This is a genomic window from Streptomyces sp. BBFR51 (assembly GCF_044591655.1).
Classification (GTDB): Bacteria; Actinomycetota; Actinomycetes; order Streptomycetales; family Streptomycetaceae; genus Streptomyces.
This window is the reverse complement of record NZ_CP172448.1, coordinates 5473693-5486561: the sequence shown is the minus strand read 5'-3', so window position 1 is coordinate 5486561 and position 12869 is coordinate 5473693. Positions and strand designations below refer to the sequence as shown.

Annotated in this window: 15 protein-coding genes; 8 read left to right on the top strand and 7 right to left on the bottom strand. The window is 71.1% G+C overall.

Going from position 1 to position 12869, the window contains the following annotated elements; genetic code table 11:
* Nucleotides 1–34 precede the first annotated feature (34 nt).
* Entirely contained in the window at nucleotides 35–823 is a 789-nt protein-coding gene (locus ACGH7X_RS25255) for an AraC family transcriptional regulator (protein WP_399888221.1), read from the bottom strand.
* A gap of 55 nt (nucleotides 824–878) precedes the next feature.
* Here ACGH7X_RS25255 and ACGH7X_RS25250 point away from each other — a divergent pair, with 55 nt between their 5' ends.
* Nucleotides 879–1463 (top strand): class I SAM-dependent methyltransferase, encoded by a 585-nt coding sequence (locus ACGH7X_RS25250; protein WP_399888218.1) that lies wholly within the window; start codon nucleotides 879–881, stop codon nucleotides 1461–1463.
* On the opposite strand, the gene ACGH7X_RS25245 is transcribed toward ACGH7X_RS25250, so the two are convergent.
* Nucleotides 1442–2083, bottom strand: coding sequence for a TetR/AcrR family transcriptional regulator (locus ACGH7X_RS25245; protein WP_399888216.1), 642 nt, complete (start codon nucleotides 2081–2083; stop codon nucleotides 1442–1444). The two genes, ACGH7X_RS25250 and ACGH7X_RS25245, sit on opposite strands and share 22 nt — an antisense overlap.
* 131 nt (nucleotides 2084–2214) lie before the next feature.
* Between ACGH7X_RS25245 and ACGH7X_RS25240 the strand changes: the two genes are divergently transcribed.
* Both ACGH7X_RS25240 and ACGH7X_RS25235 read left to right on the top strand, forming a co-directional pair.
* Nucleotides 2215–3186, top strand: a complete 972-nt coding sequence (locus tag ACGH7X_RS25240) for an alpha/beta hydrolase (protein WP_399888214.1) — start codon at nucleotides 2215–2217, stop codon at nucleotides 3184–3186.
* Nucleotides 3183–3965, top strand: coding sequence for an NAD(P)-binding domain-containing protein (locus tag ACGH7X_RS25235; protein ID WP_399888212.1), 783 nt, complete (start codon nucleotides 3183–3185; stop codon nucleotides 3963–3965). The genes ACGH7X_RS25240 and ACGH7X_RS25235 overlap by 4 nt, the downstream gene beginning before the upstream one ends.
* A 449-nt stretch (nucleotides 3966–4414) precedes the next feature.
* On the opposite strand, the gene ychF is transcribed toward ACGH7X_RS25235, so the two are convergent.
* A complete protein-coding gene (gene ychF / locus ACGH7X_RS25230) occupies nucleotides 4415–5503 on the bottom strand; it encodes a redox-regulated ATPase YchF (protein WP_399888210.1) in 1089 nt (362 codons plus the stop codon).
* A 177-nt stretch (nucleotides 5504–5680) separates the two neighbouring features.
* Between ychF and ACGH7X_RS25225 the strand changes: the two genes are divergently transcribed.
* A complete protein-coding gene (locus ACGH7X_RS25225) occupies nucleotides 5681–6280 on the top strand; it encodes a DUF6542 domain-containing protein (protein WP_399888208.1) in 600 nt (199 codons plus the stop codon).
* A gap of 10 nt (nucleotides 6281–6290) precedes the next feature.
* Here the strand turns inward: ACGH7X_RS25225 and ppgK are convergent, their stop codons facing one another.
* Nucleotides 6291–7031, bottom strand: a complete 741-nt coding sequence (gene ppgK, locus ACGH7X_RS25220; RefSeq protein WP_399888206.1) for a polyphosphate--glucose phosphotransferase — start codon at nucleotides 7029–7031, stop codon at nucleotides 6291–6293.
* Nucleotides 7032–7060: 29 nt separating this feature from the next.
* Entirely contained in the window at nucleotides 7061–8113 is a 1053-nt protein-coding gene (locus ACGH7X_RS25215) for a 4-hydroxy-3-methylbut-2-enyl diphosphate reductase (RefSeq protein ID WP_399888204.1), read from the bottom strand.
* A gap of 104 nt (nucleotides 8114–8217) precedes the next feature.
* On the opposite strand from ACGH7X_RS25215, the gene ACGH7X_RS25210 reads away from it, so the two are divergent.
* From ACGH7X_RS25210 to ACGH7X_RS25200, 3 genes are read left to right on the top strand one after another with little or no spacing between them, the layout of a single operon-like run.
* Complete coding sequence (locus ACGH7X_RS25210) at nucleotides 8218–9609, top strand: APC family permease (protein WP_399888202.1); 1392 nt, start codon at nucleotides 8218–8220, stop codon at nucleotides 9607–9609.
* A gap of 47 nt (nucleotides 9610–9656) precedes the next feature.
* Entirely contained in the window at nucleotides 9657–10865 is a 1209-nt protein-coding gene (xseA, locus tag ACGH7X_RS25205; protein ID WP_399888200.1) for an exodeoxyribonuclease VII large subunit, read from the top strand.
* 9 nt (nucleotides 10866–10874) lie between these two features.
* Nucleotides 10875–11135, top strand: a complete 261-nt coding sequence (locus ACGH7X_RS25200; RefSeq protein ID WP_399888198.1) for an exodeoxyribonuclease VII small subunit — start codon at nucleotides 10875–10877, stop codon at nucleotides 11133–11135.
* On the opposite strand, the gene ACGH7X_RS25195 is transcribed toward ACGH7X_RS25200, so the two are convergent.
* A complete protein-coding gene (locus ACGH7X_RS25195; RefSeq protein ID WP_399888196.1) occupies nucleotides 11132–11353 on the bottom strand; it encodes a DUF4287 domain-containing protein in 222 nt (73 codons plus the stop codon). The genes ACGH7X_RS25200 and ACGH7X_RS25195 overlap by 4 nt on opposite strands.
* A 264-nt stretch (nucleotides 11354–11617) precedes the next feature.
* On the opposite strand from ACGH7X_RS25195, the gene ACGH7X_RS25190 reads away from it, so the two are divergent.
* Nucleotides 11618–12208, top strand: coding sequence for a malonic semialdehyde reductase (locus ACGH7X_RS25190; protein ID WP_399888194.1), 591 nt, complete (start codon nucleotides 11618–11620; stop codon nucleotides 12206–12208).
* Nucleotides 12209–12275: 67 nt separating this feature from the next.
* On the opposite strand, the gene ACGH7X_RS25185 is transcribed toward ACGH7X_RS25190, so the two are convergent.
* Nucleotides 12276–12809 (bottom strand): DUF4245 domain-containing protein, encoded by a 534-nt coding sequence (locus ACGH7X_RS25185; RefSeq protein ID WP_399888192.1) that lies wholly within the window; start codon nucleotides 12807–12809, stop codon nucleotides 12276–12278.
* Nucleotides 12810–12869: the final 60 nt, after the last annotated feature.

Below are 12869 nucleotides of genomic sequence, written 5' to 3'. Positions count from 1 at the left end.
GCCAAGCCGCAGTGATACCCCGGTAGGGGGTGGGTCAGGCGCGGGCCTGCGGTGGGGAGGAATGCCGGTGTCCGCGCGCACCGAAGTACGCGCCCGGGGTGGTGCCGGTCTCGCGTCGGAACGCCGCGACGAACGCGCTGACCGTCTCGTAGCCGACGCCGCTTGAAACGCGCCGGAGCGGCTCACCGGCGGCCAGGGCGGGCAGCGCCGCCTGGAGGCGGACGAGGGTGCGCCAGCGGCCGAACGACATGCCGGTGTCGGCGAGGAACAGCCTGGCGAGGGTGCGCCCTGAGGTACCGACCCGGCGCCCCCACGCATCCACCGTGAGCGCACTGGCCGGATCGTCGAGCAGCTCCCGGGCGACCCGTCGGGCGCGCGGGTCGGCGGGCAGCGGAGTCTCGAGTGCCGTGGCCGTCACCGGCCGGAGCAGGTCGAGGAGCAACGCCTCACCGTGCGCCCGGCGCACGGCGCCGAGGTCCGGATCATCCAGGTAGCCGATCAACTCGGCGAGCAGCACGGGAACTTGGACTGGCTGGACCGTGTCCCACCGCCCCGGACCACCAGTCGGCGACCTCGGCAGATAGAGCGAGGTCATCGTGGTGTGACTGGCCACCACGACCTCGTGCGGCACCCCGGACGGGATCCACAGGGCACGTGTGGTGGGCAGCACCCAGCGCCGGGAGGCCACCTCGACCGTCAAGGTGCCACGGGAGGCCCAGGCCAGTTGATGTGTCCGGTGGGTGTGCCGGGTGAACCGCGTTCCCCCCGGCATGGGGAACGTCCCGATGGAGACCAGCGCACCGTCCTGTCCGTTTCTCGACATGGGTTGGAAGGTTACGTCCTTCTGGACAGCGGCGTCGCTGCCTAGCGTGGTCGTCATGAACACCGATCACGCGGAACTGTGCGCGAGCCCGGAGTGGGCCGCCCACCTCCACAACGAGGTACTGCCGTTGGCCGTCGAGCGGGCCGATCTCGGGAAGGAGCTGCTCGAAGTCGGCCCCGGTCCGGGAGCGGCGACCGAATGGCTGCGGACCAAGGTCGACCGCATGGTGGCCGTGGAGCTCGAGGCCGAGGCGGCGTCGCTCCTGGCCGCCCGATTCGCCGGGACGAACGTGGAGGTCCGCCAAGGCAGCGGTACCGCCCTGGAGTTCGCCGACGACTCCTTCGACTCGGCGGCGTCGTTCACGATGCTGCATCACATCCCGACCGCGGCTCTCCAGAACCTCCTCCTCTCGGAGGTCTTCCGGGTGCTCAGGCCGGGCGGGGTCCTGGTCGGCGCCGACAGCCTGCCGAGCCAGTCGCTGCACGCCTTCCACGAGGGCGACACCTACAACCCGGTGGAGCCGGCCGCACTCCTCGTACGCCTTCAGACGCTGGGCTACGTCGACATCACACTGAGCGTGGGCAGCCGGCTGACGTTCTCCGCACACAAGCCTCCGGCTCAGACCGAGCGGGCCGCCTGACTCCTGATCCCGTCGAGCACGACGTCGAGCATCCGGTCGAACTCCGCGACGGAACCGAAGTCGGCCCACCGGGGCACCAGAGCGGCCATGCCCGGGTACGTGCGGGGGTCGAACTCGGGCACGGGAGCAGGCCCGTCGGGGCCACTGCCGGTGCGTGCCAGCAGGTGCCCGTTGAGAAAGCCGAACAGCAGCATCGGGGCGTCCGCGGCCACTCGGTCGGGCAACCCGGCCGCACGCATGGCGGCAACCAGGCGCTCCAGGGCGGCAATGGCGACCGGCGAGGTCTGAGCACGGGTGACCAGCAGCGGGAACACCCGAGGATGCCGGTAAGCCATGTCCCGGTAGGAGTGGGCCGTCCGCCGGGCGACGTCCTCCCAGTCGTGCGGCGCGCCGTCGGGAGCGGCCACCACCTCGGAGATCACGGCCTCGGAGATCACGTCGAGCAGCGCGGCCTTGCCCTTGACGTGGTGGTAGATCGACATCGGATCGACCCCCAGCTCCTCGGCCAGTCGCCGTACCCCGAAACGTTCGAGGCCGTCGCGATCCACGAGCGCGACGGCCGCGGCGGCGATCCGCTCCCGATCGAGCCCCGCCGAGTTTCCCCGTGCGCGCCTGCCCACATCCGCTCCTACCCGCCCGTCCCGATCCCCCTTGCCAAACCTACGTCGTAGAACCTAGCGTGCCCAGCGAAACCTACGGCGTAGGTTTCACGATCGCCCACCGAGCGGCACGCAGGAGACCGAGGAGAGAGATGAGCGAGACGAGCATGATCACTACCGGGGCACGGCCGCCCCAGCCGGACTGGTCGTCGGTGACGGCCGAGAGCCTGGCCGCCTACCGCGTCGCGGAGAACCACTGGCGGGCGTCCGGCGCGGCACGGTCGATCCTGGGGCAGCCCGATCCGGGCGCCACGATCGACTGGCAGCGGGTGACGCTGCCCGGCCGTGACGTTCCGGTGCGCGTGTACCGGCCCAGCGGCGCCTCCCAGGCCCCGCTCCCCCTCGTCCTGCACGTGCACGGAGGCGGGTTCGTGGGCACGGCGGCCCAGTGCGACTGGGCCAACAGCCACCTCGCCGCCCGGCTGCCCGCGCTGGTCGTCTCGGTCGAGCACCGGCTCCTCGACCGGGAGACCCCGCTTTCCGCGGCCACCGACGACGGCTGGGGGGTGCTCCAGGACGTGGTGCGGAACGCCGAGAGGTGGGGTGTCGACCCAGCCCGGGTGGCCGTGTTCGGCGAGAGCTGCGGCGCGCTGATCAGCGCCCTGTCGGCGGTCCGGGCCAGGGAAGCCGGCCTGGCCCTCGTGGCGCAGGTGCTGGTCAACCCCGCGGCCGATGTGACCGGGACGATGTACGCGCACGCCTCGATGGCCGAGTACGGAGGCGGACCGGGACTCACCGTCGCCCAGCTGAGGCTGTTCCAGCGCCTCGCCGTGCCACCGGGAACCGACGCACGCACGGTCTCCCCGCTGCACATCGAGGACCTGGGCTCGGTCGCCCCGGCGCTTGTGGTGGTGCCGACCCATGACGCGGTGGCCGATCACGGGCGCCGCTACGCGGAGCGGCTGAGTGCGGCGGGGACGACGGTGCGGCTCACCGAATACCCGGAGGCGGTGCACGCCTTCCTCAGCCTGCCGGAGGTACAGTCGCAGGCCGAGCCCGCCCGCGCGGAGATCCTCGAATTCCTCCGCGCGACCCTGACGGAGCGAGGGAGGACGACACCGTGAAACGCGTCGGCATCATCGGGGTGGGGGAGATCGGACGGGCCCTGGTGGAGGGCCTGTGCGAGGCGGGCGGCCCGACGCCCGAGGTGTTCCTCTCGCCACGCGGCGCCCGCACCGCCCGCGGACTCTTGGACCGCTACGACGGCGTCCGCGTCTGCGCCGACAACCAACAGGTCGTGGACTGCGCCGAGTTGGTCATCGTCGCCGTGCGCCGCCAGGACCGGCACGAGGCGTTGAACGGTCTGCGGGTGGACGGCGCCAGGGTGGTGGTCAACGTGATGGCAGGGGTCCCGAACGACGACCTGCGCGGCATACTCGCCACCGACGTCCCCCTGGTGCGGGCCATCCCGCTCCCCTCCGTGCGCGAACGCCGCTCCGTCACCGTGACGTACCCCTCACACCCGGCCGTCGACGCCTTCTTCGAGCAGCTCGGCGGGGCGCTGCCGGTCACGGACGAGGCAGCCTTCGACGTCTTCTCCGCACTGACCGGAACGCTGACCACCCACTACGCGTACCTCACCGCACTCACCTCGTGGGCCGCCCGACACGGCATCCCCGCCGACGACGCGGAACGCCATGTGCGGGGCCTCTTCCAGGGCATCGGCCGCACCCTGGGCGACGAGTCCCGCTCCCTGCAACAACTCGCCGCCGACCACGAAACCCCCAAGGGCAACAACGAACGCATCCGGACCACATGGTTCGACCACGCCAACGCCGCCGCCCTCGGCAGCACGCTCGACGACCTCCTCACCGACCTGCGGCAGCCGGGGACCGAGACCTGAGGGACTTCTCCGCAGCCTCCACGGCCTGCTCGCGCGCTCGGCAATCGGCAACCGCCGTCCCCCGCGACGGGAACGGATTCGCCGGCGAGGGCGGCTCGGTGCCGATGCGGTGCCGCCAGTTCGAGTGCAAGGCCGATGCGCAGCTGGATCAGCGGCGAGGCCTTGGCAGCCATCCCAAAACTGACCCCGCCGGCGACAAAGCTGCCGATGGCCACCGGGACCAGGGCGTGCCCGGCCTCAGCTTCGACTGGCGGCGCACGAACAGGCCCAACGCGAGGGCGGCGAGGATCAGCGCGACCAGAACAGGCGAAGGCCGGCTGCCCCAGGTGAACCTTCGTCCCATCCCAGCACCATCCCCCACGGGAAAACCCAAGGGCCCGACTCCGAAGAGCCGGGCCCTCTCTGACCTGCATTTTTGCCAGATCGCCGACGTGGTGACACGTCAGCCGCTACACGTTGAAGCGGAACTCCACCACGTCCCCGTCCCGCATCACGTACTCCTTGCCCTCCATCCGCGCCTTGCCCTTGGCGCGGGCCTCGGTCACCGAACCGGTCTCGACGAGGTCGTCGAAGGAGATGACCTCGGCCTTGATGAAGCCCTTCTGGAAGTCGGTGTGGATGACACCGGCGGCCTCGGGGGCGGTGGCGCCCTTCTTGATGGTCCAGGCGCGGGATTCCTTGGGGCCGGCCGTCAGGTAGGTCTGGAGGCCGAGGGTGCGGAAGCCGACGTGGGCGAGGGTGGCGAGGCCGGGCTCCTCCTGGCCGACGGACTGGAGGAGTTCGAGAGCCTCGTCCTCGTCCAGCTCGGCGAGGTCCGACTCCAGCTTGGCGTTGAGGAAGATCGCCTCGGCGGGGGCGACCAGGGCCCGCTGCTCGTTCTTGAAGTCGTCGTCGGTCAGCTCGTCCTCGTCGACGTTGAAGACGTAGAGGAAGGGCTTCGTCGTGAGGAGGTGGAGGTCGTGGAGGAGTTCCGCGCGCTCCGTGCCCTGGAGGATGCCCCGGGAGGAGAGGGTGTCGCCCTTGTCCAGGATCTCCTTGGCCTCCTCGATCGCCTTGACCTTGGGCTGGACGTCCTTCTTGATCCGCGACTCCTTCTGGAGGCGCGGCAGGGCCTTCTCGATGGTCTGCAGGTCGGCGAGGATCAGCTCGGTGTTGATCGTCTCGATGTCGTCCTTGGGCGAGACCTTGCCGTCGACGTGCACGACGTTCTCGTCCTTGAAGGCGCGGATGACCTGGCAGATCGCGTCGGACTCGCGGATGTTGGCCAGGAACTTGTTGCCCAGGCCCTCGCCCTCGCTCGCGCCGCGCACGATGCCCGCGATGTCGACGAAGTCGACCGTGGCCGGGAGGATCTTGTCGGAGGAGAAGATCTCGGCCAGTTTCGTCAGGCGGGGGTCGGGGACGCCCACGACGCCGACGTTGGGCTCGATCGTGGCGAACGGGTAGTTGGCCGCGAGCACGTCGTTCTTGGTCAGGGCGTTGAACAGGGTCGACTTGCCGACATTCGGCAGACCGACGATTCCGATCGTGAGCGACACGTTGCGACTTCCCGTACGTGAGGATGCGGAGGGGTGGGGCGGGCCAGGCATGGGCCGATCCACCAGTCTACGGGGTGGCCGGTACCGCACCCGCGACGAGTCGAACGCTTGCCCAGGCTGCGACCGACGGCGTGTCTGTCGGCCTATTCGGCACATAAACCGACCTAAGTTGGTCCAGTGGAGCAACACAGGACGCGACCCCCGCAGTACGTACCGCGACGAAGCCGGGCGCCGCTGCCCCCACAGGGGCGGGGCGGGGCCGCTGTCGCCCGGCCTGCGGTGCCTCGTGCGGGCGCGGGGCCGCGCCGCGCGGTGGCGGTGCGGCCGGCCACGCCGTCCGGTTCACCCGTCGCGCGGGGGGTGCGTGCCCTGCGCGCGCTGCCCAACCCCCGGCTGACGGGCCTGGGCAGCGGCCTGTTCTGCGCGGCCGTGATGCTCGTGCTCGCCTTCCTCGACGAGCTTCTGTTCGGCGCGTCCCTGACGGTGTACGGCGTGCTGTTCGTGCCGGTGAGCCTGCTCACCGCGCTCTGGGTGCGCAGGGGCGACCTGCTGACCGCGCCGGTCGTCGTGCCGATCGCCTTCGCCGTGGGGCTGGTGCCCGTGGCCGAGAGCGGCGAGGGGATCGGCGGTCGGCTGATGGGACTCGTGACGGCGCTGGCCACCGAGGCGGGATGGCTGTACGGCGGGACGCTGGTCGCCGGGTCGACCGTGATCGTCCGCCGGATCCGGCTGATGCGGCGACGGGCCGCCGCCGCCCGCAACCGGCCCCCGGCCTGACCGGCCCCGCTCAGCCGGCCGCCCGCATCGCCGCCCCCACGATCCCGGCGTTGTTCTGGAGCTGCGCGGGGACGATCTCCGCCTGGATGCCCTCGATGTAGTGCAGGAACTTCTGTGACTTCCGGCTGACCCCGCCGCCGATGATGAACAGTTCCGGCGAGAACAGCATCTCGACGTGGGCGAGGTACTTCTGGACGCGGTGGGCCCAGTGCTCCCACGACATGTCGTGGTCGTCCTTGACCTTGCTGGAGGCGCGCTTCTCCGCGTCGTGCCCGTCCAGCTCCAGGTGACCCAGCTCGCTGTTGGGGACGAGGACGCCGTCGGTGAAGACGGCGCTGCCGATGCCGGTGCCGAAGGTGAGCAGGATGACGGTGCCCTTGCGGCCGCGACCGGCGCCGAAGTGCATCTCGGCGACGCCCGCGGCGTCCGCGTCGTTGACGACCGTCACGTCCAGTCCGCCCAGCCGCTGCGCGAACAGGGCCCGCGCGTCGGTGTCGACCCAGCTCTTGTCGACGTTGGCCGCGGTGCGCACCGTGGCGCCGCCCGTCACCACGCCCGGGAAGGTGAGCCCGACCGGGCCGGTCCAGCCGAAGTGCTCCACGACCTGCTTGACCCCGTCGGCCACGCCGTCGGGGGTCGCCGGGTGCGGGGTCAGCACCTTGCAGCGCTCCTGGGCCAGCTCGCCCCTGTCGAGGTCCACAGGGGCGCCCTTGATCCCGGATCCGCCGATGTCCACGCCGAAGATCTGCATGGCCCTACGTTACGACGGAGGACTGACGGTCACTCCCCCGCCGTACCCGCGGTACCGGCCGTACCCGCCGTACCCGCCGCGCCCGAGCCGCCCCGCTCGGCCACCAGGGACGCCGCCTCCTCGCGCAGGTCGCGGCGCAGTTCCTTGGGCAGCGAGAAGATGATCGACTCCTCGGCGGCCTTGACGATCTCCACGTCCTCGAAGCCGCGCTGCGACAGCCACTCCAGGACCTGTTCGACCAGGACGTCCGGGACGGAGGCGCCGGAGGTGACGCCGACCGTGGTGACGCCGTCCAGCCAGGCCGCGTCGATCTCGTCCGCGAAGTCCACGAGGTGGGCGTCGCGGGCACCCGCCTGCTTGGCGACCTCGACGAGCCGCTTCGAGTTGGAGGAGTTGCGGGAGCCGACGACGATCACCAGGTCGGCCTCGGCGCCCATCTGCTTGACCGCGAGCTGGCGGTTCTGCGTGGCGTAGCAGATGTCGTCGCTCGGCGGGGAGATGAGCTGCGGGAACTTGTCCTTGAGGGCGTCGACGGTCTCCATCGTCTCGTCGACGGAGAGGGTGGTCTGCGACAGCCACACCACCTTCGACGGGTCGCGGACCTCCACCTTCGCCGCGTCTTCGGGGCCGTCGACGAGCTGGATGTGGTCCGGGGCCTCGCCGGAGGTGCCGATGACCTCCTCGTGGCCCTCGTGGCCGATCAGGAGGATGTCGTAGTCGTCGTTCGCGAAGCGGACGGCTTCCTTGTGCACCTTGGTGACGAGCGGGCAGGTGGCGTCGATGGTGGCGAGGCGGCCGCGCTCGGCCTCCTCGTGGACGACGGGGGCCACGCCGTGCGCGGAGAACATCACGATGTTCCCCTCGGGGACCTCCTCCGTCCGCTCGACGAAGACGGCGCCCTTCTTCTCCAGCGTCTGGACGACGTACTTGTTGTGGACGATCTCGTGCCGGACGTACACCGGAGCCCCGTACTGCTCCAGGGCTTTCTCGACGGCGATCACGGCGCGGTCCACACCCGCGCAGTAGCCACGGGGGGCGGCGAGCAGGACACGGCGGCCAGGCGAAGCAGTCATGGCACCCATCGTAAGGCCGCGTTCGGCGGGTCAAAGATCGCGTGGGTGCGGCGTTGCCGGGGAGACTGGCGGGAACGTTGCGAGGCAGAGTCCGAGGCGCTGGCGGAGGCACGATGTCGCAGACGGGTACGACGGCCCCGGGGGCCGGTGAGGAACAGCAGCTGAGGCGCAGTCTCGGCTTCAGGGATCTGGTCGTCTACGGGCTGCTGTTCATCGCGCCCATGGCGCCGGTCGGGGTGTTCGGCACCCTGGACGCCAAGTCGCACGGGGCGGTGGCCCTCGTCTACGTCGTCGCCACGATCGCGATGGCGTTCACCGCATTCAGCTACGCCCAGATGGTGCGGGTCGTCCCCCAGGCGGGGTCGGTGTTCGCCTACGCGCGCGCGGGGCTCGGCAACGGGGCCGGTTTCGTCGCCGGCTGGATGGCGATGCTGGACTACGTCCTCATCCCGGCGGTGGCCTACCTGTTCTCCGGCATCGCGATGGAGGCGCTGGTCCCCGAGGTGTCCCGGTGGGTGTGGACGGCGATCGCGGTGGTCGTCACGACCCTGCTGAACCTGTGGGGGGTGCGCGCGGCGGCCCGGGTGGGCTTCCTGGTGCTCGCGATGGAGATCGTGGTCCTGGTGGTGTTCGTGGCCACGGCGATCGTGGTCCTGGCGCAGGACGGCGCCACGCGCGACTGGCTGTCACCGCTGTCCGGGGACGGCACGCAGGGGGCGTTCGCGCTGTCGGCGGTGGTCGGCGCGGTGTCGGTGGCAGTGCTGTCGTACCTGGGCTTCGACGCGATCGCGACGTTCGCGGAGGAGGTCACCGGGGGTTCGGCGAAGGTCGCGCGGGCGCTGCTGTTCTGCCTGGCGCTGGCCGGTGTGCTGTTCGTGGCGCAGACGTACCTGGTGGCGCTGCTGGAGCCGGTGTCGTCGGCGCGGCTGGCGGCGGAGCCGGAGCGGCAGGGCTCGGCGTTCTACGACGCCGTGGACGCGTCGGTGGGCACGTGGCTGCACGATCTGGTGGCGGTGAGCAAGGCGATCGGCGCGGCGTTCGCGGCGCTGGCGGGGCAGGCGGCGGCCGGGCGGCTGCTGTTCGCGATGGGCCGCGACCGGCGGCTGCTGGGGGCGCTGTCGCGGACGGATTCGGGGGTGCCGCGGGTGGCGCTGCTGGTGTCGGCCGTGATCACGATGGCGGCGGCGGTGTGGGCGGCACGCCGGGACGACGGTCTCGACCATCTGGTCTCGGTGGTCAACGTGGGTGCGCTGACCGCGTTCACGCTGCTCCACGCGAGCGTGGTGGGCTGGTTCGTGGTCCGGCGCGGATCGGGCGCGGTGAGCTGGTGGCGGCACCTGCTGATCCCGGTGCTGGGCGCGGCGATCACGGTCGCGGTGATCGTGGAGGCGTCGGGAACCGCGCAGGTGGTCGGGGCGATCTGGCTGGCGGTGGGCCTGGTGGTGCTGGCGGTGCAGTGGTGGGGGCGACGAGGCCAGCAGGAAACCGACACCCCGAAGGCGTGAGACAGGGGCGGGTCGGGTTGTCGGACCCGGCCGTTACGCTCGGGCGCATGGCTGCCAACTCGACTCCCGAAAGTCCGCTGCCCGTGGGCGAGGTGTCACGGCTGATCGGGGGCTGGATCGACCGGCTCGGCGCGGTCTGGGTCGAGGGGCAGATCACGCAGCTGTCGCGGCGGCCGGGCGCCGGTGTGGTGTTCCTGACGCTGCGCGACCCGTCGTACGACATCTCGGTGAGCGTGACCTGCTACCGGCAGGTGTTCGACGCCGTCGCGGACGTGGTCGGCGAGGGCGCTCGGGTGGTCGTGCACGCCAAACCGGAGTGGTATGCGCCGCGGGGGCAGCTGTCGCTGCGGGCCGCCGAGATCAAGCCGGTGGGCGTCGGGGAGCTGCTGGCGCGGCTGGAGCAGCTGAAGAAGGCGCTCGCGCGCGAGGGGCTGTTCGCGGCGGAGCGCAAGAAGCCCCTGCCGTTCCTGCCGCAGCTGATCGGACTGGTGTGCGGGCGGGCCTCGGCGGCCGAGCGTGACGTCCTGGAGAACGCCCGGCACCGCTGGCCCGCCGTCCGCTTCGAGGTGCGCAACGTCCCCGTGCAGGGTGTGCACGCGGTGCCGCAGGTGGTGCAGGCGGTGAAGGAGCTGGACGCGAGGGACGACGTGGACGTGATCGTCGTCGCGCGCGGTGGCGGCAGCGTGGAGGATCTGCTGCCGTTCTCCGACGAGCAGTTGGTGCGGGCGGTCGCCCAGTGCCGTACGCCGGTCGTCTCGGCGATCGGCCACGAGCCGGACAGTCCCCTGCTCGACCTGGTCGCCGACCTGCGCGCCTCCACGCCGACCGACGCCGCGAAGAAGGTGGTGCCGGACGTCGGCGAGGAGTACGAGCGGGTACGGCTGCTGCGGGACCGTGCCCGGCGCTGTGTGGCGGCGTTCGTCGACCGCGAGGAGCGGGGGCTGGCCCACGCGCTGGCCCGGCCGTCGATACAGGATCCGCACCGGATGATCGACGAGCGGGCCGAGCAGGTGACGGCCCTGCTGGAGCGGGGCCGCCGTTCGCTGCGGCACCACCTCGACCGGGCCGACTCCGAGCTGACCCACACGCACGCGCGCGTGGTGGCCCTCTCCCCCGCCGCGACCCTCAAGCGCGGGTACGCCGTGCTCCAGCGGGCCGACGGTCACGCGGTCCGCGATCCCGGCGAGGTGGAGCCGGGCGAGACCCTGCGGGCCCGCGTGTCCGAGGGCGATTTCTCCGTACGAGTCGACGCATAGGGTGGGTGGATGACCAGCGAGGTGGAGCAGCCGACGGCGATTTCCGAGGCGCTCGGGTACGAGCAGGCGCGGGACGAGCTGATCGAGGTCGTCCGGCGGCTGGAGGCCGGTGGTACGACGCTGGAGGAGTCCCTCGCCCTGTGGGAGCGGGGCGAGGAGCTGGCGAAGGTCTGCCGTCGCCGGCTGGACGGCGCCCGGGCCCGCCTGGACGCGGCGCTGGCCGAGGAGGCCGACCCGGACGAGGAGACCGAAGGCGGGACGACCGTCTAGCTCTCCCCCTTCGCCGAGCCCTCGGCCAGTGTGTGCGCGACGAGCGCGTTGGCGTGCCCGTGGCCGAGGCCGTGCTCCGTCTTGAGCCAGGCGACGAGTTCCATGTGCTTGGTGAGCGGCGAGGAGCGGATGAGGTCCTTCCACTCCGCGACCGGGCGGCCGTACTTCTTCTCGATCGCCGGGAAGTAGGAGGCGGGGCCCTTCACTGTGGCGGTCATGTCGATGCGCTCCCTGTGTACGAGTGGCGGTGTACCGCTCTGTAGGACCTCGACCGGCCGGCGAAGTGATTCCCGTGCGAGCGTGATCCGCGTCACTTGATTTTCAGTGCGGCACAACGAGCGCCGCGGGTCCGCCTCCGTGAAGTGGATCACTACGTTCCCCTTTTGGTTGAATCTTGAACTTCTCCGGCGTAGTGTCGTCGCCGTCAACGGCTCCGGGCCGACCCACGTGGAGCCGACGCATCCCCCCAAGGAAGATCACGCATGTCTCTCGTTCTTGACCCTGCCGCCCAGGACCTGCTGTTCCGCGAGGCCCGTACCGCGAACACCTTCACCGACGAGCCGGTGACCGACGCGCAGGTGCAGGCGATCTACGACCTGGTCAAGTACGGCCCGACCGCCTTCAACCAGTCGCCGCTGCGCATCACGCTGGTCCGCTCCGCCGAGGCCCGCGAGCGTCTCGTCCCGCACATGTCCGAGGGCAACCGGCCCAAGACGGCCACGGCCCCGCTGGTCGCGATCCTGTCGGCGGACAACGAGTTCCACGAGGAGCTGCCGGACCTCTTCCCGCACGCGCCCCAGGTCAAGGACGCCTTCTTCAGCGAGCGCCCGGTCCGCGAGGGTGCCGCGACACTCAACGCGTCCCTCCAGGCCGCGTACTTCATCGTCGGCGTCCGCGCCGCCGGTCTGGCCGCCGGCCCGATGACCGGCGTCGACTTCGAGGGCGTCCGCAAGGAGTTCCTGGACGACGACCACACCCCGCTGATGGTCGTCAACATCGGCCGCCCGGGCCCGGACGCCTGGTTCCCGCGCTCTCCGCGCCTGGCGTACGACCAGGTCGTCACCACGGTCTGAGCCGCGCCGCGGCGCACACACGACGAAGCCCCCGGCGTCTCGCCGGGGGCTTCGTCACCGTCATCCCTCACGTCAGCTTCAGCGCCGCCGCCATCTTGCCGAGCTGCTCGAAGGACCCGGTCCCGGCCACGACCGTCGTCGCGCCCTTCATGTCCCCGGCCCCCGGCAGCACCAGCGCGTCGTACCGGCCGCCCGTGTACCGCGTCCACGTCCGGCCGCCGATCTCCTCGGTCTGCTCGGTCGCCCGCGCCCCCTGGCTGGCGTCGTCGATGAACGCGGACGGCTTCTTCGTGGACTGCTCGATCGCCACGTACTCGCCGTCCGGGGCGCGGAAGCCCAGGTGCCAGGCGTCGGCGTCGTCACCCCGGAAGCGGACGGAGGTCGGCTTCCAGTCCTCGGTCAGACCGTCCGGCGCGGCCACCGGGTACGACGCGGCGCGCTGCGCGGTGAGCAGCTCGACCCGGTAGTCGACCCGCTTCATGTCCGGTTCGCTTTCGTCGTGCGGAATGAAGATCCAGATCACGCCGGCAGCGAGGACGATGAGCCCGAGCGAGAGAATCATGTCCCGGGCCGACTTCTGCTTGCCTTTCATACCTGCCACGCCCCCTATCGTCGCAGGTGCCTGCTCCGCTCATACGTGGGGTCCCCTGCTCATTTTGTC